Genomic DNA, 21625 nt, shown 5'->3' with positions numbered 1-21625 from the left:
ATATTATATCTTTGTTGCCACCACTTGCCCGGCATATTGTAAACGAATCTTTTTATAAGTTGTGTTTTCAAGAAGCTCCATATATTGTCTGTAAAAGGCTTTTAATTTTTCAAATTTATCTTTATAATTTAATAAATCTCCTAATTCAATGACATAATCACCCATTTTTGGTAGCAAAATAAAATATTTTTGTGATATTTTTCTAATTCCTATAATTTGATTTTTTAACAACTCATCATCATTTATGTATTGAATCATTTCTTTCAGCATTTTTACATCAGTTTCTAAAAATATTCCTTCTGCTAGCAAAACCTCTGGACTATACCAGGAGCACATATTCATCAGGGCGCCTTCTTGGGTTAAGTAATAGTTTTTTGAAGCGGTTTTTATTCGAGCAATAGGCTTTTTTTGCCGGATGTATACGTTTAATTGACCATCGAGATCCATATATACTTGTGCCTCTTTTATAAAATCGAGTTGCTTTAATTTTCTTTCTATTAAAGAAAGTTGCATTTGATTTATAGATTTCTTTTCTATCGGACCTTGTAATGCATAGATAATATTTCGAATATTTTTTTCATTTGCAAACCGATGCTCACTACCGTCTTCTATGGATAAGTTAAGTTTTTTAACAAGTCTCTTATTATGTTGCGCATGCGAGAAAGTCATTAAAAAAATAATCAAAGCCAGAGTGCTTAGAGTTAAAAAATATATCCCTGTTTTTTTTAGCATGGGTTGGTTTTATCAAGCCACTCTTTGATAGGTCTCACCAGAGTATCTATATTTCCTGCCCCTATGCTGAGCAATACCTCAAAATCTTTTTGTTGAACGCAGGCAAGGACTCTAGTTAAATCGCTACACTCTTTTTCTTTAAGATTTATAAGCTCTAGGAGCGTTTGAGCGTTTACACCTTCAATAGCTTGTTCACGTGCGGGATAGATATCGAGTAAGATCAAAGCATCTAGCTTTTCTAAGCTTCGCGCGAAATCTTCCTGAAAATCCCTTGTTCGACTGAAAAGGTGGGGCTGGAAAACACCAAGAATTTTTTTCCTCGGATACCACTCTCTTACGGTTTTTATAAGCGCGTCTAATTCGCTGGGATGATGGGCATAATCATCGATATAGATTTTATCCGTTGAGTGATGATGAATAGAAAAACGTCTTTTAATCCCTTTAAATGACCTCAGCGCCTGGTATGCTTGTTGTTTCGTTATATCTAGCTGTGCAGCTATGGCTAAAGCCGCAGTAGTATTTTCAAGATTATAACGACCCGCAAGTGGAACCGGTAGTTTTTCCCAAAAAAGATCCAGACCATGAAAATCAAAAAACCAGCAATTCTCTTCTCTTCTTAGAGCGTTAGCGTAGTAATCAGCATTTTCTTCTACTGCGTAAGTTTGAGCGCTTTCTATGGGTAAACCCTTATGTATTAACAGCGTTCCGCCAACTTTCAGACCTCTGACAAATTCCCGATAAGTCTCAGCTAGATTCTCGCCTTTTTGGTAGATATCTAAATGATCAACATCCATAGAGGTGATACATATCTTATCAGGGGAGAGTCTTAGAAAAGATCGATCAAACTCATCGGCTTCCACCACTGAAATCTCCTGGCCTGCCAAAATTAAATTTGATTGATAATTTTCCGAAATTCCTCCCAGAAAAGATGTGCTTTTTTTTCCTGCGCTATGTAAAATATGTCCCAGCATACTTGTTGTGGTCGTTTTACCATGAGTACCCGCTATGGCTACAGAGTAGGTGTTTTCGGTGATCATACCTAGCAGTTCCGAGCGTTTTTTTATCGTATACCCCCAATCTTTAAAAAAATTCCACTGTAGATGATTTTTTGGAATGGCCGGGGTATATACGATGAGCGTTTTTTCCTTTACATAAAATTCTCTGGGAATATTTTCCAGGCGTTCTTCATAAATAACGGCGATTCCTTCACGCTCAAGCTGAGTGGTCAACTCTGTAGGGTTACGATCATAACCAGCTACTGACAGGCCCATCGCCTGCATATAGCGCGCTAGCGCGCTCATTCCGATGCCGCCTATGCCTATAAAATAGTAACGCTGGAAATATAAGGTCTTCATGGCAATAAATTCAGAATTTCCTTAATAATTTCTTCGGTAGCTCTGGGTCTTGCCAAAGCCGCTAAATTTTTAGAGAGCGTATTTTTCGCTTTCGTATCTTTGATAAGATCCAATACTTTATCAACTAATATTTTATCAACCTGATCGTTGGCAATCATTAAAGCAGCTTTCTCATTGACAATCGCCTGCGTATTTTTGTACTGATGATCACCTACTGACCATGGATAAGGTATAAGCAAGCAGGGTTTGCCTGCCAAAGCCAGTTCAGAAAGCGCAAGAGCACCGGCTCTTGATACAATAAGATCCGCTGCTGTGTAGGCTGCTGAAATATCGTCTATAAAATCTGTAATATGTATAGATTCATGTTGTGTTTCACGATATTTTTTAAGCTCTTCAAAGTCGTTTTTTCCGCTTTGCCAAACTAGCTGAATGTCATTTCTGATTATTTTTTTCAATCCTCTTAACCAGGCCTGATTGAGTGTATGTGCGCCCTGACTTCCTCCTAAGGATAGTATCACCGGTTTTTCTGGATCCAGAGAAAACTTTTCACAAGCTTCCTTACGATTATAAACGCAATGGGTAATTCCTTTCCTTAAGGGGTTGCCCAGACAGCGGACTTTCTCTTGAGGAAAATAAGCTTTAGTATCTGAATAGGCAGTACATATAACTCGAGCGTAGCGGCTTAATTTTTTGTTTGTAAGTCCTGGAATCGCGTTTTGCTCTTGTATGAGTATAGGGATATTTTTTTGCGCTGCCATATAAAGAAGCGCTCCACTGGCATATCCCCCTGTTCCGATAACGAGGTCCGGGCGGAATTTCTTTAAAATGCGATGTGATTTCCATAAGCTATGCATTATTTTAAAAGGAAATAAAAGTAACTCTCTGATGTTTTTCCCGCGTAAACCTGATATCCACAATCCTATAATGGCATAACCTGCTTGCGGTATCTTTTGCATTTCCATACGATCTTTTGCGCCGATAAAAAGAATTTTCACATCTTTTAATCGCTCCCGAAGCCCATCGGCAATAGCGATAGCCGGATAGATATGTCCGCCGGTCCCGCCTGCGCTAAGTATTATTTTATGCGATCTCTTCACGAATACGAGAGTTTTGAAAATCTTGTGCCAAAAGATCGTTTTTTTGTATGCTGCGGCTTACGCTTAATATGATACCAAAGCTCAGGCAACTAATCCATATCGATGTGCTCCCGGCGCTGATCAGCGGCAAAGTTTGCCCGGTAACCGGTAGCAGATGCACCGCTACGCCCATATTGATAAGCGCTTGCCCAATAATGGGCAGGCCTACTGAAAGCACGAGCAAACTCCCGAAATAACTCTCTACTTTTGTCGCTATAATGACAATCCTGAGTAAAATAAGTACATACAGAAATAATAAAGTCAGGCCACCTGCCAGTCCATATTCTTCCACAATAATAGCGTAAATAAAGTCCGAGGAAGATTGCGGTAAAAATGCTTTAAGCGCGCTCTTTCCGGGGCCACGGCCTAATTGTCCTCCTAACACGATAGCTGTTTTAGCCCGTTTCACCTGGTAACTTTCTTCCCCGCTTGAATTAGAAAAATTTTCAATACGGCTCTTCCAGATATGTACCCGGTTTCCCGGTAGCTGCTCGCCCCAGCGCAGTGCGATAAAAATGAAGATCCCCGTAAGCGAAAGTCCTATGAGCAGTAGGATTAGCAGGTATTTTAACGGATAACCTCCAAGAAATAATAAAATAGCGACCCAGCCAAAGATCAATGCTGCAGTTGAGCCGTTGGCCGGAAAAATTAACATGATAATTACTAAAACCGGAAAAATCAACAACCAGAAAGATTCCATAAAACTTATGGATTGGTCTTTATTCTTCGCCAGATAACGTGCGCAATAGATAAATAGGGTCATACCAGCTACCGTAGAGGTTTGAAAAGAAAGACTGGTAGCTGGAATATGCAACCATCGCGCAGTATTTATTCCTTCTTCTGTATGGTCTCTCTGTGTAAGCGTAATGATAAGTAGTATAAAAATCAGCGGCATGGCTAATACGGAAAGGCCTCCAAAGTATTTATAATCGATAAATTGCGTAGAAAATAGTATGATAAATCCTATAAAGAGCGCTAAGGCATGCTTTAATAGGTAACTAAAGACAGTTCCCGTTCCATAATTAACCGTTAGGTTCGTACTGGCAGAATAGATCGGCAAAAATGAAAATAAGGCCAATAGCCCTATAAAAGCCCATAGGTAACGATCGCCTTTGAGGTATCTTTGAAATCCTTTGACCATTTACAACTTTTTCACTTCTTCTTTAAATCGTCTTCCGCGATCTTCATAGTTTTCGAATAAATCAAAACTTGCGCAAGCAGGTGATAGTAACACTACATCTCCCTTTCGACCCAGCATATAAGCAGCCTTGACAGCTTCTTGCATGCTTTTTACCTCAACGATAGGATCTATTAGCTTGTGAAAGCTTTTTATAAGTTTGCCATTGTCCAATCCTAAGCATATGAGCGCTTTGACTTTTTTCTTTACCAACGCGGGAAGCTCACTATAGTCATTGCCTTTATCCTGGCCACCGGCGATCCATATTACCGGGGCTTTCATACTTTCAAGTGCGTAGAATACAGCATTTACGTTTGTCGCCTTGGAGTCGTTGATAAACCAGATATCCTGAATTTTGAGCACTTTTTCAAGACGATGTTCTACCGCTTCAAAACTCGCCAGGCTTTTTTTGATAGATTCTTTGCGAACTTTCTCTACGCTGGCAGCGAGCCCAGCGGCCATGGTGTTATATACGTTGTGGTAACCTTTTATATTGAGTTCATTAATAGCCATATGTAAATATTCTTTTTGAGAATCTATGTGTATGATTTGATTTTCCAGCCAGGCAGCCATATCGGCGGTCTCTTTTATTGAAAAAGGAAGCATTTTAGAGTGTGGGACGCTTTTGGTCAGTTGAGCCCGTAGGATTGGGTCGTCATGGTTGTAAATAAAGAAATCTTTTGCTGTTTGCTTTGCGCAAATCTGGAATTTGGAGTGCGCATATTTTTCCATTTTATAATGATAACGATCCAGGTGATCAGGGGTGATATTGAGTAAAATAGCGATATCGGTCCGAAAATAAGGAGAATTGTCCAACTGAAAGCTACTGACTTCCAAGACATAACAATCAGGATTTTTTTCAGCTACCTGCCGTGCGAAGCTCTTTCCGATGTTTCCGGCCAGAGCCACATTCAAGCCCCCTTTTTTCAGTAGATGGTAAGTAAGCAAGCTGGTGGTAGTTTTTCCATTGCTGCCTGTGATGGCGATAATCCTTGCGCGGTTGTAGCGCCATGCAAATTCAATTTCTGAAATAACAGGTAGGTTTTTTTTATAGATTTTTTTCATCATCGGGCTACTATCAGGAATTCCTGGACTTTTTATGATCTCGTGAGCCGATAGAATGAGGCTTTCATCATAATGTCCTTCCTCGAAGGCTATACCTTGCTGAATCAGATTTTTTTTGTATTTGTCTTTTATAAGGCTGGCATCGGAGAGAAATACAGAAAATCCTTGCTTTTTCGCCAGTAAAGCAGCCCCCGTGCCACTTTCTCCTCCACCTAAAATGACTAGCTTTTTGATCATCTTACTTTTAATGAAATCACTATAATTACAGCTAAGAAAATTTGTATAATCAAGAACCTATTGACTATTTTGCTCTCGTGATATCCCTTTTTTTGAAAATGGTGATGCAGCGGTGACATGAGAAATATTCTTTTGCCCTTGCCGCTTTTTCGTTTAGTATATTTAAAATAAACCACCTGAAGTATCACGGAGAGATTTTCTATGAGGAAAACCCCGCATAGTAAAGGTAGCATCAGCTCTTTACGTGTAGCTATAGCCAAAACTGCAATAACACCTCCTATGGTCAGGCTCCCGGTATCTCCCATAAAAACCTGCGCGGGATAGGTATTGTACCACATAAAACCGATAAGCGCTCCTACGAAGGAAGCCGAGAAGATGACCATCTCACCTACTTCTGGTATATACATGATATTTAAATAGTTAGAGAATATAAAATTGCCCGAAACCCATGCCAGAAGCGCTAGGGTACCAACAACAATAGATGAGGTCCCAGCGACCAATCCATCGATACCGTCCGTTAAATTAGCTCCGTTAGAGACTGCTGCGATGATTAAGATAACTATCGGAATAAATATGATCCAGGCGTATTGACTCCAATTGGGATCGATCCGTTGCAAAGCCTCGGTATAATTAAACTCATTATTTTTAAAGAAAGGAACAGTGGTTTTAATGGTATATTTCTCCGTAGAAAATTGCTGAGGTATACTTTTTAAAGATACCGATACAGAAGAAGACTCTTTATGATATATCTTCTCTTTAATGGTTACCTGTGGATGAAAATACATCATAGCGCCTATGAAAATACCTAAGAATACTTGTCCGGTGAGTTTGAAAGAGCCTTTAAGTCCATCTTTCTTTTTGCGAAAGACTTTGATATAATCATCTATAAAACCGATAAAACCCATCCATAAAAGAGTGGCGATAAGCATGGTGATGTATACATTTCCCAAGCGCGCAAAAAGCACTGTGGGTAAAAGCGTGGCGCCAATGATAATGAGGCCTCCCATGGTGGGAGTTCCTTCTTTTTCTTTCTGTCCGCTCAGACCCAAATCTCGGACACATTCACCCATTTGCTTTTTATGCAGCCAGCGAATCGTCTTTTTCCCATAAAATAGCGCAATAGCTAAAGACAGAATCAAGGCTATTCCGGCGCGGAATGAGATGTATTGCATCAGATTAATTCCGGGAAAATTGTAAATTTTCTTTAGGTATTCAAATAGATGATAAATCATTTTTCAACTTTGATCTTTTTATATGTACTATTTCCTGAGCGATTTTCATATCGTCGAAAGGATAGCGAGTTCCTTTAATCTCCTGATAAATTTCATGTCCTTTGCCAGCTATCAAGACCATATCTTCAGCTTTAGCTAGTGTTATAGCTGTTTTAATAGCTGATTTTCTATCGGAAATTCGCAGGATTTTGTTTCGATGCTCTAATGAAAGATCCTTTTCCATTTCATCGAGTATTTTTTCAGGATCTTCACTTCTTGGATTATCAGAAGTAAGGATAACTTGATTGGCATTTTTACAGGCTATTTTCGTCATATAAGGTCGATTTTTTCTGTCACGATCTCCACCACAGCCCAAAATACACAGTATGCGTTGATTTTTTTCTCGGAGCTCTCGTAAAGTTTTTAGTACTTTTTCAAGCGCATCAGGTGTGTGTGCATAATCTACAATGATGTGAATACCTAAGGAAGATCGGAAATGCTCAAATCGTCCCTTTACTGGCTTTAGTGTACTCAGTATTTTAAGAACTTGCTCTTTCTCCTTTCCCATCAATAGTGCACCGGCATAGATTGCCAAAAGATTATATGTATTAAACACTCCTGTAAGTTGACTCCAAAATTCCCGTCCGTCAAATCTCAAGAGCGTTCCTAAGATGCTTTTTTCAAGGATTTTTCCTTGATAATCAGCAGGGTTTTTAAGGCTGTAAGTATATTTTTTAGCTCGGGAGTTCTGGAGGATAATTTGGGCGTTTTTATCGTCTGTATTTACTAAAGCAAAAGCGGTTGAGGGAAGTTCATCAAAAAACGACTTTTTGGCACGTAAATAATTTCTGAAGGTCTTATGATAATCAAGATGTTCATAAGTAATATTGCTAAATATCCCCCCAAAAAAATATAGTCCTGCGTGCCGTTTTTGATCGATGCCGTGAGAGCTGATCTCCATAAAAGCATAATTACATCCCTCTTTTACGGCTCGATGTAAAAAACTTTGGATGGAAATAGCGTTGGGCATGGTATGTGTAGCCTGCTGGCATTGAGATCCGATTTTTAGACAAATAGTGGAAAGTAACGCGCTCTTTTCGTCAAATTTTAAAAAGAGTTCATGCAATAAACTCACACTAGTGGTTTTACCATTAGTTCCGGTAACTCCGATCAGTCGTAATTTTTTCGATGGATGATCATAAAAGTTTGCCGCTATCAAACCCAAAACTTCAGCGCAGTTATCCACTTGTATATAGCTCAGTCCCTCCCGGTGTTTTTCAGGAAATTTTTGGCAGACAATGACATTTGCGCCTTTTTCTATCGCTTCTTGAATAAAATGATGTCCATCTGTAGTATATCCGGAGAGAGCCACAAACAAACTATTTTTAATCACCTCTGAGGAATGCAGGCACAGCCGCGATATCGGCTGTTGATCAGAGCCGATCAATTGCTTTATAGCTACTTGATCGAGAATATCTTTCAATATTTTCATCCTTCTAATATCAGATGTATGCTTTGGCCTTTTTTTATTTTTTCTCCCGCCGGAATGGATTGCCCCAGAACCTTTCCAATCCCTTGATATTCTACACGAAAACCACTTTTTTCCAATACAGGAATGATTTCTTTTCCAGAGAGTCCCTTTAAATTGGGTAAATAATCCGTAAAAGGTTCAAACGTTTTTCTTTCTGTTGCAAGAAATCGTTTTTTCCAGAGATTATCTTGAAGAGATCTGGGGACCTTTCGAGAGGTTCTCGGATAAATACTTCGGGCAATTCGATCAAATACCGGAGCTGCTATGGCAGCTCCGTAATAGCCATTTTTAGGTTTGGAGATCACCACGATACAACTGTATTTCGGTTGATTGGCAGGAAAATATCCCGCAAAAGAGCTACTATAGGAAAGTTTGCCTTTAGTCCAGTAATTGAGTTGAGTAGTACCTGTTTTTCCGGCATAAGGATATTCGGGATGATAGTATTTTTTAGCCGTTCCATGCTTTACGGCATTTTCGAGCAGGTCCTGAATTTTCTTTATAGAAGTTTTTGAAGCGATCACGGGATGTTTCACTACAGGGAAGTACCTTTTAATCAGCTGTCCTTCTTTTCTTATTTCTTTAATGAACAAAGGCTTAATCATTTTTCCTTCGTTAGCAATGGCGTTATAGAAGCTAAGAATTTGTAAAGGTGTCATTTTTAGATTGTAGCCGAACGACATCCAGGGAAGTGTCAATTCACTCCAGCCTTTCTGTCCGGGAGCTGGAATATAGGGATGACCTTCTCCGGGAATATCAATCTCGAGTTTTTTATCAAGATGCCAGTCTTTAAGATGGCGGATAAATTTTTCAGGATGGCTTTTATAATTTTCGTAAATGAGTTTTGCCATACCAATGTTTGAAGAAACCTCCAAAGTTTTCTTAGCACTAATCACTCCATAACCGCCTCTTTTGCTGTCTCGTACTTTTTTCCCATGCAATATATATATACCACCTGTGGTGTTAACCTGCGTTGAGGTATCGATCTTTTGATCTTCCAGCGCGGTAAGTAAAGCCATAGTTTTAAAAGTAGACCCCGGTTCATTGGCTTCCCAAACGGCAAAGTTTCGACGATTTTCATAAGTATTTTCCGCTGTTTTTTCCAGACTTACCATAGCGTGAATTTCTCCGCTTTTCACCTCCATAAGCACTGCTGATCCATGCGCTGCGTTGGAAATCTTAAGTTGTTCAAGCAAAGCGTTATAAGTGATATCTTGTATGCCGATATCAATGGTAGAGTAGATATCTTTTCCATCTTCGGGTTCCAGCTCATTCCATACATTCAAGGGCTTCCAGGCATTAAAACTGATACGTTGCTCAAGTCTTTTGCCATTTTGTCCACTAAGCCATTCGCTATAAGCGCCTTCGAGCCCTGCTTTTCCTCTTTGATCATCATAGCCTATGGTGCGTGCACCTATATTTTCTAACGGATGAACTCTAAGCTCCCTCTTTTCTGTGATAAGACCGCCTCGTATTTGACCCTTATTGAAAATGGGAAATTTCTTTAAACGCTTGTATTGATTGTAATGAAGCCCTTTGGTCAGTGGGAAATATCTATTCTTTTTTTTTCTCTCCGCAGAGAGTTTTTTGTAAAAGTAGATCGCAGGTTTTTGGAAAAGATTCCCAAGAGAATCGCTTAGGGAAGAAAGATTCTCTTTAAAAAATTTCTCCTGAATAGTCTTTAAATCCAGGTAGATATCATATTGAATGATAGAAGTGGCTAAAAGACTTCCATCTCTGGCATAAATATTTCCCCGGTGCGCTTTGAGTGGATTAACCCGTATAGTAGTTGCTTCGGCAAATTTCTCATATTTTTTTCGCTCAGCTGAACTCTGAATTTTAACCAAGGCAAAAGCTACCGAGCAAGCAAATAATAACAATCCGATGCCTATCAGGTAAGATTTATAGAGGATATGCTTTCTCTGGTATCCCATAGTTTTTATTTCATCTTAAGCTCATAAGGAGGTTCTTCTAAAGGTCTCAGACCTTTAGAAGCTACTATTTTTTTTACTCTCGATTCCAATTGCATCTGCATAAAATCTTTATGTAGACTTGCGTACTCAGATTTAAGCTCACGAATTTCCTCGTGTGATAGGCTTATCTTCTGGATTTTGTTATCCACCATATGAGAGCTCGTGATACTGATGAGCGCGAGCAGCATTAGAAATACAATGAACTTCCAGTGATGTGCGGCGTCTTCTTTGACAAGAAATTTTCCTTTCAAAATCCCTTGTATGGAAATATCTCTTTTCTTTTTCATTTTTTTCTCTAGATCTTTTCTGCAATTCTCAATCGGGCGCTTTTGGCGCGTGGATTTTCCAGGATCTCCTGCCCGTCAGGAATTATGGGTTTTCTTGAAAGCATTTTAAAGGGAAGGTGTTTATTTCCGTAGAAATCCTTCTCAGGATCTTTATCAAATCGTCCGTTTTTAAGGAACTGTTTTACTAGTCGATCTTCAAGAGAGTGATAAGATATTACGGCAATACGTCCTCCTTTTTTAAGAATTTTCAGTGCGCTCTCTAGCAATTGCTTTAAGGCAATTAATTCACCGTTGACCTCTATTCGCAGCGCTTGAAATACTTTTGCTAAAAACTTTTGCTTTTCTTTCGGATGAATATCTCTTTCAAAGATGCTTATCAGATCAAAGGTGGTTTCTATTTCTTTTTCCTGACGTCTGGCAAGGATTTTTGCAGCGAGTTTTCTGGAATTCCTCAGATCCCCATATTCGAAGAAAATCCTCGCGAGCGCTTCTTCCGAATAAGTATTGACGATTTCTTTGGCTGATTGCTTAGCGCGTTGATTCATACGCATATCTAAGCAACGGTCAAATCGAATCGAGAATCCGCGCTCAGGGGTGTCTAATTGATGTGAAGAAACCCCCAAATCAGCTAAAATGCCAGAAACTTCCTGGATACCTTTCAGATGTAAAATATTTTCGATATGTCGGAAATTTTGATGAAAAATCTCAAGGCGCACATCTTTCAGCGTGTTATTTTCAAAAGCTTCTTGATCCTGATCGAAACCCAAAACACTTCCTTTTTTACTAATTTTCTTTAATAAACCCGTACTATGTCCGCCTCCTCCGAAAGTTGAGTCTATGTATATCCCTTCTGGATCGCTGATGAGCCCTTCAAGCGTCTTCTTTAGTAAGACAGGTTTATGATAGGTAAGCATCATTTTCTTTATTTCCCATTACTTCTTCGGCGAGCTCGGCGAAATCTTCCTCAGTTTTTTCGATAACTCTCTCATAATCATTGGTATTCCAAATCTCAATCATATTTACTGAAAACGAGAGTGTTACTTCTTTTTCAAGTGACCCGAATCCGATTAAGTCTTTGCTGATTTGCACACGTCCCTGTCCGTCAGCTTCCACTTCTTTTAAACCTGCCGAGAGTCGGCGTATAAAATCGTTATTCTTTTTCACAAAGCGATTTAAAGCGTTTACTTTTTTCATCACCGCGTTCCATTCAGATTTAGGATAGAGCTCAAGGCATTTTTGAAATACCGATCTCTTTATGATAAAACCATCGCCCCATATAGATTTGAGTTGTTTTCTTAATGATACAGGTAACATCAGACGACCTTTTACGTCTATTTTACAGCAGTATGTTCCGATAAGCAACATCTTTTTGATTAAGGTTTTTTCAAAAATAGATTTTTTATACCACTTTATACCACTTTATCAAAATCGCTCTATTATTCATTTCTTTATGAGAAATTCATATTTCAATTGTTTAATATTTAATATTAACAGATTAATAACTATAATTTATTTTATAGTTTCGGTATTTTATGCTATTTATAAATAAATTTTTACAAACAATGATGTTCAAATGATGTTTATTTGACCATACCGGCATAAAAATATAATCAGGAAGTTCATCATTTCTCATGGCGGGTAAAAAATGTTTTTATTACGGCTGTGCCACACAGGATCATCTGATATTTTGTTATTTATGTTTTCTGCCAACAGGTTTTTAAAAAATATTCCGTGTACTCTCCAAAAATACTGCCTAGGAATGCAGGTATATAAAATACAAAGCTTTCGTTACTTAATGATATTATGGGATATGCATTATTGTAATATCTCCATGAATTTCCAAGGCATGCCGTTCTAAAAGTTTTTTCAAGATAGAATCTCAATTCTTCACTTTGATCTGCGCCGTTGAATTTGCCTATATTATTATTTCTATTCCAGATGTTTGAGTGAAAAATAAAATCCTGCTTTTGCGTCGTTTTCGTAGACAGGTCTTCAGCTTCTCTGGGGCTCCTCTATGCTTTGAGGCATCTAAAAAAACTTGCGCTTTATAACTTATAATTACTGCCCCATAGGAGAATTCGTAAATGAGCCTCATTTAACTTCTCATACATAAAAATTATGTGATCAACCACTATTGTAAGCATTGTCATTTGCGTTTGAAAGACTTTTTTTAAAAGCACCTCACCTTCCTGATTTATTCTATTACTTTCCCATTTTTGATCAACAAGAGCATGGACTGAGTCAGAATAAGTTACCCTTATTCATAAAAGGGTGTAGACATAGCCATCTTCATACCGCTTTAAAAAGATACTCTAGAGACCTTCGTTCACAAATGAGTTGGCTTTAAAAATCAAATCATAACAAATTTATGATAAATATCAGTTATATAAATATCAGGATTTGCTTGCGAGCATATTTTCGAGAGAACTTTATCTGTTCTATCTAATAAATTTATATCTAAGGAGCATTTTAGTTTGCCATGTTTAATTTTTTCTTTAATTTTTTATTATTCAATGTCTCGTATTATTTGATGTCTCTGGATTTTTAACGGGTTGTTCGTTCTGGAAACTTTGAAAAAACAGGAAAAGCAAGAAAAAGAGCGAATGCCTTTTCATAATACATAAAAATTTAGGATCTACTAAAATAGAGATGCGCCATTATGGATGATTCCTGATTTTTACATCAGCTTTAAGTTATTTTAAGACAGCGTTAAGATTTACCGAAATAAGCTCTAAAAAATGATTTTTAAATCTTTTGATTTTCATAAAAGTAGTTATACTTCCTACGCTTGCCTTATTTTATGTACTACAGCCTCATTAAACCCTTCGAGGTATTTCAATTGCTCAATGGCAAAGCCTCATTTATGATTACCGTAAAATTAGCCTGAGGCAGCTGCATAAATTACTACAGAGTATTTATAAATGCGATAAACTGCGCGAATTTGTTGAAGGATTTTAAATCCTGGTATTATATTTAAAAAATATAACTAAACGATAGTTTTTTTTAATTGAACTATAGGTTATAGTTAAATATATTTTAAAACTCCATGTAAGAAAAAGAAAATTCACTGTAGAATAAGAGTTTGCTTGATTTTGAGAATTATGAAATTTAAACTCTTGCGGCAAGATTCCCGCTCAAAGGCCCGGGCGAGAATTGTGAAAACCAATCATGGATCTGTTCATACACATATTTTTATTCCTGTAGGCACATGGCGAGTGTGAAAACCGTTCATCAGAGAACATTGAAAAATGGCATCAAAGCTCAGATCATTTTAGAGAATATTTATCATCTCTTCTTAAGACCCAGAACCTCTATTTTGGAAAAGGCCATAGAACTTCATTAGTTTGTGAACTGGGATCTTCCGATTCTAACTGACATCGGAGGTTTTCAGGTATATTTGTTAGCTGGGCTTAGAAAAATCATTGAAGAGGGCATTTCTTTCAAATCTCACATCGATGGCGTTTATCATTTCTTTTCTCCTGAGCGCCTTATGGAGATTCAATCCTCTATAGACCCTGATATCATTATGGCTTTTGATGAATGCGCGTCTGTCCTTTCAGAATACAGCTATGTAAAAGATTTCTATGGTGCGTACCCATTGCTGGATCACATATTGCGGATATTATCTTAAGGAACATTCGGAGAAACACGCCTATCGTCAGTCTTTGTTTTCTATTGTGCATGGAGGCGTTTATCATGATTTACGAAAAAAATCCGCTAAAATGATCACTGATTTTAGCACTGACGGAAACGTCATATAGGCAGGTTGAATATCGATGAGCTGGTAGAAGCAAATGTATGATAATAACTGATCTAGTCACAGATATATTTCGGCTGAATAAACCTCGTTATCTGATGGGCGTGGGCATACCTGCTAATATTCTGGAAGGTATTTCTTTTAGTCGTAGATATGTTTGATTGTGTCATGCCGACAAGAAACGCGTGCAACGGCATGGTCTTTACCTGGGTAAAGTATTCTCAATATCCGCAATAAGAAATGGGCAGAAGATTTTTCTCCTTTGGATTCCCAAGGAACTATCTTTGTAGATACTTATTATAGCCTTGCTTATGTGCAATATTTCTTTGTTTCCCGGGAATATCTGGGAAAGCAAATCACCTCGGCGCATAATCTGGCTTTTTATCTCGATCTGGTCTTTACATCGCGCAAGCATATTCTTCTGGGAGATTTTTCCGAGTGGAAGCGTTCAGTAATTGCAGAATTATCAAGGCGTTTATGAAAATTTTGGATCGTTATATCATTCGGAATTTTTTGGGGACTTTTCTCTTTGCCACTTTACTTTTGCTTTCCATTTCCATTGTCATCGATCTTTCCCAACGCCTGCATCGCTTGGAGGCGCATCATGGATCGGTCAAAGAGGCGTTGATTTATTATTATCCGGTATGGGCTTTATGGTTGGGAAACACTTTTATGCCGATAGGGGTATTTATATCGATTATATTTTTTACTTCCAGATTGGCTAATAACACTGAAATTGTAGCTATTGCAGCCGGTGGCATCAGTCTTCGCAGACTTGTGCGTCCTTACCTCATGGCTGCTTTTCTTATTTTCTCAGTTTCTTTTTTGTTGAATCATTTTATATTGCCTGTTACGAATGTCGTAAAAAATGATTTTCAATACCGCTATCTTATTAGCGTGGAACATAAGTTTAATTATGAGCGTGATCGAAAGGTAAATGCTTATTTAGGTGATGGGGAATATGTGTTTATTGATAATTTTTCGAAAAGTCAGCAGAGGGGTACGGGATTTGTTTACCAAAAATTTAATGGAAAGAAACTTTTTTATATTATTTCAGCTGAGCAAATCCGATGGGATAAGTTAGAAAAAATGTACCATGTATATAACTACAAAGAGCATTATATAGAAAAGTCCAAGGATATTTTTAAAACGGGCGAAGAACTTAAGGTAAAAATTCCTTTAACACCTCAGGAACTTCTTCCTGAGGAATATGCAGCTGAAACTATGGATACTTTGCAATTGGGTAAATTCATTGAAAGTGAAAGAAAAAAAGGCATTCTTGGTATTAATCTTCTTCTTAATGAATACTATCAGCGCACCAGTTTACCTTTTTCCACTTTTATTTTAACTCTTTTGGCCTTTTCTCTTTCGTCGGAAAAGCGTCGTGGCGGTATCGGAGCTAATTTAGCTTTAGGCATAGTTTTGGCTTTTGTTTACATCTTTTTCATGGAGGTGTCTAAAAACTTTTCCACCAAAGTTTATATGTCCTCATTTTTAGCAGTTTGGCTGCCGAATATTATATTCGGGATATTGTCGTGTTTTTTTTATCTTAGGCGTAGCCGGTATTAAATTCCCATTAATTTTTATATTTAATCCTTTACAAAAAAGATTTTAACCGTCATGAATGAGTTTTTTCGACCGATAGCGCGTGTGAAGTCCATTAATAGGAGAAATTTCTTGGAATTTTATTATAAACCTCAGATGCCTGTAGTTATAGAGAATCTCACAGAAAATTGGCTTGCTTATAAAAAATGGAGCCTTTCTTATATCAAAGACATAGCGGGTGATAAAATCGTTCCCCTTTATGATGCCTCGCCTATAAATTATTTAAGAAAAGTTAATGAACCGGTAGCCCGGATGAAAATGACTGAATATATTGACCTTCTTCAAAAGGGACCTACCGATTTGAGAATTTTTCTCTACAGTCTTATGCGGCACGTTCCGGATCTAAAAAACGATTTTCAATTTCCACAAATAGGCATTCGTCTGATGAAAGAATTGCCTATGTTATTTTTCGGCGGTGAGGGATCTGCTGTTTTTATGCATTATGATATAGATTTAGCTAATATCCTTCACTTTCACTTTCACGGTAAAAAACAATGTATTTTATTTCCGCCCTCAGATAGTAAATACATGTACAAGGTGCCTTATTCCGTAATATGTCGTGAGGATATTGATTTTGAGAATATAGATTTCAAAAAATGGCCTGCTCTAAGATATACACATGGCCATATCGCGGAGATCTCTCATGGAGAAACTCTTTATATACCCGAGGGCTGGTGGCATCATATGAAATACATGACCCCGGGATTTTCCATGAGCTTAAGAGCTCTTCCACACTCGATCGCTCATCTGGGACAAGGGATGTACAATATTTTTATCATGCGACATATAGACAATCTTATGCGTAAGCACGGTGGTCGGAAGTGGATGGAGTACAAAAATAAAAGAGCCATTATTCACACTCACAAACTTTTGGGTATAGAATAATAATATACTTATTTAAAATCTCTTTAATTTTTATAAAAAAGGCGGTAAGATTCGAACTTTCTTTATAAAAAATTAATTTTGATTAATTCATTTCAAATTCTTTTATATAGTATTGGTTATACTGAATCCGATTTATAACTGCTGAGTTCACTTACCGGGACACCATAACTGATACCGAGTTTCGGTTTTACTGCATTTTCCAGAGGAACAAATTTCGCGCCTAGTAACTCAGAAGATTCTATTTCTTCGCGTGTGCGAACTTTTGTGCTGCCTTGCTGATCTTTGAGCGTTACGATGAAATTTATGTCTCGTCCATCTCTTAGGGCGTTTACTTTAATCTTATCACCAGGTCTTTTGCTTCCAATAATAGCGGCAAGGTCTGCATAATTGCGGATGGGACTTCCATCTATTCGTTTAATAATATCGCCTTTTTTAATTCCTGCTTCCGCCGCACCACTATTGGCCATCACCTCTGAGGCCATCACCCCTTGTTGGGATTTTATCTTGGTTTTATTTCCCTGATTATAAAGGATAAGTTGTTCTTCATTAGATAGATCTAACGCATTTATGCCGATATAGGCGCGTTGCACCACCCCGAATTTCTTGATATCTTCGATTACTTTTCTAACCAGATTAGAAGGAACAGCGAATCCATAACCTACATAACTACCTGATTTTGAAGCGATTGCTGTGTTTATTCCAATCAGATCACCATTGGTGTTCACCAGGGCGCCACCGCTGTTTCCCGGGTTGATAGCCGCATCGGTTTGTATAAACGATTCTATCGGAGATCTCGATTTAGATCTTAAAATGTCAAGACTCCGTCCTTTAGCACTGACGATACCTGCCGTTACCGTAGAGTTAAGACTGAAAGGGTTTCCTATGGCCAATACCCATTCACCAACTTGCACTTTCTCAGAATCCGCGAAATTCAAATAAGGAAGGTTTTCTCCTTTGATTTTAAGAAGCGCCACATCACTATTGGGGTCTTTTCCTACCACCTTGGCCTTGTAGCTTTTCTGGTTATTAAGAGTGATTTCTATCCTGTCCGCTTCATCTATGACATGATTGTTGGTCGCTATGTATCCACTAGGGGAGATAATCACCCCGGAGCCATGTCCGCTCGGGGTATTTTGATCGTTTTTTGTTTGCGCGCGCTGACGAGGCCTTTGCGGGAAATCAAAGAAAAATTCAAAAGGATCTACATACTCTTGAGTATCCATTCTGTTGGAATAATTCTTTACGTTGACCACGGCGTTGACCGCCTTGGCCGCTATCCCGGTGAAATCGGGGCGTCCGGCCGAGCCTACTGCAAAGGCTGGGTTGGAAATCAGTTGAGCAGTAGCGGAGTTACTTGTGTTAACAATGGGTTGTTGTTGTTCTATATATCTTTTATAAGCCATCAAACTAAGGCCTGAACTGGCAAGACCTATTGCAAGACCGGTAAATAGTAATTTTTTCATGAACAAATGCTTTTTTATTTTTGATTTACGAAATGTAAAAAAATTTTAAAGCCACTAAAAAATATTAGTTTTGCTTTTTTCAAAATGGCCGGAAATGCAAGTAGATTTTTGTAAGTATCAAGGCACGGGCAACGACTTTGTCATGATTGACGCTCGTATAATTTCTTTTCCTGAAAAAACCTCTTTTATTTCAAAGCTTTGTCATCGACGCTTTGGCATAGGCGCTGACGGGTTAATCTTGATCAAAAAAGATGCCAATTCAGATTTTTTTATGAAATATTTTAATGCTGACGGTACAGAAGGTAGTATGTGTGGAAATGGCGCTCGTTGTGCCGTAGCTTTTTCAAAAAAATTGGGAGTTGTCTCTGAGAACTACACTTGTTTTAACACTGTAGATGGAAAGCACTATGCTTTAATAAAGGAAGATCAGATATCTCTTAAGATGAAAGATGTTTTTACCATTGAAAGTCATCCTGAGCATATTTTTGTAAATACAGGCTCTCCTCATCATGTCATTTTTACTGAAAACATAGATCAGATTGATGTCACTCGAGAAGGAGGCGCCATTCGTTACGGAGCGCCTTATTTTGATGAGGGCGCCAACGTTAATTTTGTAAAACTTCTCGATGATGAGAGTTTAGGCATACGAACCTATGAGCGCGGGGTGGAAGATGAGACTCTCTCTTGCGGAACAGGCGTGACTGCTGCGGCTTTAGCGGCTTATCGTCTTGGACGAATAAAAACCAATGCGATAAAAGTATATAGCCTTGGAGGGGTGCTTTCGGTTAATTTTCAGGAAACTCAGGGAGCTTTTAAGGAAATATGGCTTCATGGAGGAGCTTCTTATGTATTTCAGGGTGTTGTAAATCTTATATGAGGTATGAGGAGCACTCTGCGATGGATTACAATATTTTTTTTAGGTGCTTCGATTTTTTTCTTCTATAAATATTACAAGTATTTTTTCGATCAAAGCGTCCTTGAATCTACAGAATTTTTTATCCCTACTGGTTTTACCTATGATCAGGTGAAAAGCAGCATCGCACCTCTCATAAAAGATTCAGAAGCTTTTGATTGGGTAGCCCGTCAAAAATCTTATTCTGGGAAAATAAAACCTGGAAAATATAAGCTCACTCAGGGTGAGAGCAATTGGGAGCTGGTAAATAAGTTGCGTTCCGGTCAGCAACTTTTAGTGAAACTAAATTTTGCAAAACAAGAAACCCTTATAGAGCTTGTCGATCAACTAGCTCGTTTTCTTGAACCTAAGTCTGAAGATTTTATGCAAGCGATTCTGGATTGGCATTTTCTTCATAACCATCAACTTAGTAAAGAGAGCGTACGTGGATTATTCATCGCCAATACTTATGAGTTGTATTGGAATACGTCTCCAAAAGCTTTTCTAGAGCGCATGCTTAAGGAATATCAAAGGTTTTGGAATGAAAAACGTCGGGAAAAGACTTATCGCCTCGGTTTAACGCCTTTGCAAGTAATCACTTTGGCTTCTATTGTTCAGAAAGAAACTTCTAAAAGTGATGAAATGCCAAGGATTGCCGGTCTTTATTTGAACCGCTTAAGGGATCGGCAAAAATTACAGGCCGATCCTACGGTGGTCTATGCTATGAAGTCTCATATGGTATCCGGAGTGCATATTTCAAGATTGTTTTACAAAGATCTTTCTATAAATTCGCCTTATAACACTTATATGTATTACGGACTTCCTCCCGGGCCTATTTGCTTTCCGCAAACCACCGCTATTGACGCAGTACTTCAGCCTGAATCACATTCTTATTACTTTATGGTGGCAAGTGTTGACAGAAAAGGATACCATGAATTTTCCACAGATGCGTTTACACACGAGAAGTTCCGTCAGCGCTATCTTCGTTTTATCAAGCAACATGGTTTGCCTTGATAGTTGACTTTTTGTTTTTCGCTTTTTTTTAATGATAAAGTATAAGCAAATTAATTATTTTAACCCTATCTTAATTGGCTTTCTGTAAAATAAGGTCTGTAAGAAAAAAAGGGGATAGTCACGAAGGTAATATAGCCATTCTTTATAATTGTCTTTGTTTAAAATGTTTCTGATATTCTTTTGTTTTTAAAGATACATAAGCTTAATTATTTTTTTAACGCTGGTTATGGAGAAATAAAGAATTTCTATTTTTTAAAAAAAGTATTCATTTCATGTGAGTAATTAATTAAACTTTGTCTTTAAATCAAGAAGATCCATCATGGTTCTTATAAAGTAGTTTGTTTCTGGTTAAGATTCATTTTTTAAACTCCGGTTTGATTTTTAAATTCTCTTAGAGAGAGATTTTATCATACAGAAATCATATTTTCTGCGAATTTCATAAACCTTTTGTAGGTTTTGTATTATGGGTTCAATCCTTTTTTAATACATGGATTGTTGAGTTTCTTATCAAAGGAGGCGCGGATATGAACGTTAAAGGTCTGTTTGACAAAACACCGCTACATTGGGTTGCCAAAGAGGGAAAAGCAGAAACTGTGAAATTCTTATTAGATTATGGCGCCAATGTAAAGGCTGAAGATAAGTACGGAAAACGCCACTTGGTTTAGCTACCAAGAGCGGCCACAGAGAGTTTATCAACATCCTCATGTTAAGATAGAAGTAAATGAACAAAGGAAACTCAATGGATCTAAGGATAAGTATTAAATCACCAAAAAACACCCTAACTGATGTATAGAAAACAGAAAGACGACCCATAGGAGCTCATAGAGAGTGATTTTGATCGTATGGACCTTATGCAGTTGACTTAAAGATCAAACAACGCTTAAAAAGATAAGCCCAGATGAGTTTTTAGCGGCGTACTTCCTTGATTGTTTAACCTGATTAGACACATATTAAAGCTTCGGACCTCAACTACTACCTCACTTCTCTTCACCAAGGCTACCTTAAGAGACAACGAAGCCTTTGCTAAAGGCGATGTTATCTATTCCACCCCAAAGATAGACGAAGACCTCTCAAAGTGTTTTAAGGACGAACTATAAAGAGGATAGGTTGCCGGCAAAGCGGCAAAAAGTAGATTACAAAACAAAGTGGCGCGGAAGTAAAAGCCTAAAAGTTTGTTATATTTAGCTTGGGTTTGTATTTATCTTTTTTTAATTTCATGGAAACTATGACTGTCAATAAAACTAGAAGGACTTATGTGTTACCGATGCGCACAGATCCCCCGCCAAAAAGATAGATGGGAATGGAGCG

The 21625-nt window shown here is 37.9% G+C and carries 17 protein-coding genes and 1 pseudogene; 6 read left to right on the top strand and 12 right to left on the bottom strand.

Annotated elements, in window-relative coordinates; genetic code table 11:
* Window positions 1–3 precede the first annotated feature (3 nt).
* Genes CS842_RS03410 through mraZ form a run of 11 tightly spaced genes read right to left on the bottom strand, consistent with a single transcriptional unit; the run spans window position 4 to window position 12066 of the window.
* A complete protein-coding gene (locus tag CS842_RS03410; protein ID WP_103327483.1) occupies window positions 4–732 on the bottom strand; it encodes a cell division protein FtsQ/DivIB in 729 nt (242 codons plus the stop codon).
* The gene (gene murC / locus CS842_RS03405) at window positions 726–2087 is read right to left on the bottom strand and encodes a UDP-N-acetylmuramate--L-alanine ligase (protein ID WP_103327482.1); all 1362 of its coding nucleotides are present in this window, start codon (window positions 2085–2087) and stop codon (window positions 726–728) included. Before murC ends, CS842_RS03410 begins: the two co-directional genes overlap by 7 nt.
* Complete coding sequence (gene murG / locus CS842_RS03400; protein WP_103327481.1) at window positions 2084–3184, bottom strand: undecaprenyldiphospho-muramoylpentapeptide beta-N-acetylglucosaminyltransferase; 1101 nt, start codon at window positions 3182–3184, stop codon at window positions 2084–2086. The genes murC and murG overlap by 4 nt, the downstream gene beginning before the upstream one ends.
* Complete coding sequence (locus CS842_RS03395) at window positions 3168–4364, bottom strand: FtsW/RodA/SpoVE family cell cycle protein (protein WP_103327480.1); 1197 nt, start codon at window positions 4362–4364, stop codon at window positions 3168–3170. The genes murG and CS842_RS03395 overlap by 17 nt, the downstream gene beginning before the upstream one ends.
* Window positions 4365–5702, bottom strand: a complete 1338-nt coding sequence (gene murD / locus CS842_RS03390) for a UDP-N-acetylmuramoyl-L-alanine--D-glutamate ligase (RefSeq protein WP_103327479.1) — start codon at window positions 5700–5702, stop codon at window positions 4365–4367.
* Window positions 5699–6934, bottom strand: a complete 1236-nt coding sequence (gene mraY / locus CS842_RS03385) for a phospho-N-acetylmuramoyl-pentapeptide-transferase (protein WP_103327478.1) — start codon at window positions 6932–6934, stop codon at window positions 5699–5701. Before mraY ends, murD begins: the two co-directional genes overlap by 4 nt.
* Window positions 6915–8405, bottom strand: a complete 1491-nt coding sequence (locus CS842_RS03380) for a UDP-N-acetylmuramoyl-L-alanyl-D-glutamate--2,6-diaminopimelate ligase (protein WP_103327477.1) — start codon at window positions 8403–8405, stop codon at window positions 6915–6917. The genes mraY and CS842_RS03380 overlap by 20 nt, the downstream gene beginning before the upstream one ends.
* Window positions 8402–10375 (bottom strand): penicillin-binding protein, encoded by a 1974-nt coding sequence (locus tag CS842_RS03375; protein WP_103327476.1) that lies wholly within the window; start codon window positions 10373–10375, stop codon window positions 8402–8404. Before CS842_RS03375 ends, CS842_RS03380 begins: the two co-directional genes overlap by 4 nt.
* 5 nt (window positions 10376–10380) lie before the next feature.
* Window positions 10381–10701, bottom strand: a complete 321-nt coding sequence (locus CS842_RS03370; protein ID WP_103327475.1) for an FtsL-like putative cell division protein — start codon at window positions 10699–10701, stop codon at window positions 10381–10383.
* Between the two features lie 8 nt (window positions 10702–10709).
* On the bottom strand, window positions 10710–11615 hold the full coding sequence (gene rsmH, locus CS842_RS03365; protein ID WP_103328022.1) for a 16S rRNA (cytosine(1402)-N(4))-methyltransferase RsmH: 906 nt from the start codon (window positions 11613–11615) through the stop codon (window positions 10710–10712).
* The gene (gene mraZ, locus CS842_RS03360; RefSeq protein ID WP_103327474.1) at window positions 11599–12066 is read right to left on the bottom strand and encodes a division/cell wall cluster transcriptional repressor MraZ; all 468 of its coding nucleotides are present in this window, start codon (window positions 12064–12066) and stop codon (window positions 11599–11601) included. The genes rsmH and mraZ overlap by 17 nt, the downstream gene beginning before the upstream one ends.
* Before the next feature lie 1736 nt (window positions 12067–13802).
* Here mraZ and tgt point away from each other — a divergent pair.
* From tgt to CS842_RS03340, 3 genes and pseudogenes are all read left to right on the top strand, one after another.
* Window positions 13803–14939: pseudogene (tgt, locus tag CS842_RS06525) on the top strand (tRNA guanosine(34) transglycosylase Tgt).
* Window positions 14936–16027, top strand: coding sequence for an LptF/LptG family permease (locus tag CS842_RS03345; RefSeq protein WP_103327472.1), 1092 nt, complete (start codon window positions 14936–14938; stop codon window positions 16025–16027). Before tgt ends, CS842_RS03345 begins: the two are co-directional and overlap by 4 nt.
* A 51-nt stretch (window positions 16028–16078) precedes the next feature.
* Window positions 16079–16948, top strand: coding sequence for a cupin-like domain-containing protein (locus CS842_RS03340; protein ID WP_103327471.1), 870 nt, complete (start codon window positions 16079–16081; stop codon window positions 16946–16948).
* 116 nt (window positions 16949–17064) lie between these two features.
* On the opposite strand, the gene CS842_RS03335 is transcribed toward CS842_RS03340, so the two are convergent.
* The gene (locus CS842_RS03335; protein ID WP_103327470.1) at window positions 17065–18411 is read right to left on the bottom strand and encodes a S1C family serine protease; all 1347 of its coding nucleotides are present in this window, start codon (window positions 18409–18411) and stop codon (window positions 17065–17067) included.
* Between the two features lie 70 nt (window positions 18412–18481).
* Between CS842_RS03335 and dapF the strand changes: the two genes are divergently transcribed.
* The 3 genes from dapF to CS842_RS07870 all read left to right on the top strand — a co-directional run bounded on the left by dapF (window position 18482) and on the right by CS842_RS07870 (window position 20982).
* Complete coding sequence (gene dapF / locus CS842_RS03330; RefSeq protein ID WP_322746649.1) at window positions 18482–19288, top strand: diaminopimelate epimerase; 807 nt, start codon at window positions 18482–18484, stop codon at window positions 19286–19288.
* Window positions 19289–19291: 3 nt separating this feature from the next.
* Entirely contained in the window at window positions 19292–20317 is a 1026-nt protein-coding gene (gene mltG, locus CS842_RS03325) for an endolytic transglycosylase MltG (protein WP_103327469.1), read from the top strand.
* 401 nt (window positions 20318–20718) lie between these two features.
* Window positions 20719–20982, top strand: a complete 264-nt coding sequence (locus CS842_RS07870; RefSeq protein ID WP_430537314.1) for an ankyrin repeat domain-containing protein — start codon at window positions 20719–20721, stop codon at window positions 20980–20982.
* The last annotated feature ends 643 nt before the right edge of the window (window positions 20983–21625 follow it).

This window comes from Bacteroidetes bacterium endosymbiont of Geopemphigus sp., from assembly GCF_002904345.1.
GTDB lineage: Bacteria > Bacteroidota > Bacteroidia > Flavobacteriales > Blattabacteriaceae > GSPS2-BC2016.
This window is presented reverse-complemented; position numbering and strand designations above follow the sequence as displayed.

Excerpts from the sequence above, each read along its gene's own strand:
- CS842_RS03375 (WP_103327476.1), bottom strand. The coding sequence starts at position 10,375 with ATGGGATACCAGAGAAAGCATATCCTCTATAAATCTTACCTGATAGGC.
- mraY (WP_103327478.1), bottom strand. The coding sequence starts at position 6,934 with ATGATTTATCATCTATTTGAATACCTAAAGAAAATTTACAATTTTCCC.
- murC (WP_103327482.1), bottom strand. The coding sequence starts at position 2,087 with ATGAAGACCTTATATTTCCAGCGTTACTATTTTATAGGCATAGGCGGC.
- CS842_RS03410 (WP_103327483.1), bottom strand. The coding sequence starts at position 732 with ATGCTAAAAAAAACAGGGATATATTTTTTAACTCTAAGCACTCTGGCT.
- mltG (WP_103327469.1), top strand. The coding sequence starts at position 19,292 with ATGAGGAGCACTCTGCGATGGATTACAATATTTTTTTTAGGTGCTTCG.
- mraZ (WP_103327474.1), bottom strand. The coding sequence starts at position 12,066 with ATGTTGCTTATCGGAACATACTGCTGTAAAATAGACGTAAAAGGTCGT.
- murD (WP_103327479.1), bottom strand. The coding sequence starts at position 5,702 with ATGATCAAAAAGCTAGTCATTTTAGGTGGAGGAGAAAGTGGCACGGGG.
- CS842_RS03370 (WP_103327475.1), bottom strand. The coding sequence starts at position 10,701 with ATGAAAAAGAAAAGAGATATTTCCATACAAGGGATTTTGAAAGGAAAA.
- CS842_RS03340 (WP_103327471.1), top strand. The coding sequence starts at position 16,079 with ATGAATGAGTTTTTTCGACCGATAGCGCGTGTGAAGTCCATTAATAGG.
- CS842_RS03380 (WP_103327477.1), bottom strand. The coding sequence starts at position 8,405 with ATGAAAATATTGAAAGATATTCTCGATCAAGTAGCTATAAAGCAATTG.
- CS842_RS03345 (WP_103327472.1), top strand. The coding sequence starts at position 14,936 with ATGAAAATTTTGGATCGTTATATCATTCGGAATTTTTTGGGGACTTTT.
- CS842_RS03335 (WP_103327470.1), bottom strand. The coding sequence starts at position 18,411 with ATGAAAAAATTACTATTTACCGGTCTTGCAATAGGTCTTGCCAGTTCA.
- rsmH (WP_103328022.1), bottom strand. The coding sequence starts at position 11,615 with ATGCTTACCTATCATAAACCTGTCTTACTAAAGAAGACGCTTGAAGGG.
- CS842_RS03395 (WP_103327480.1), bottom strand. The coding sequence starts at position 4,364 with ATGGTCAAAGGATTTCAAAGATACCTCAAAGGCGATCGTTACCTATGG.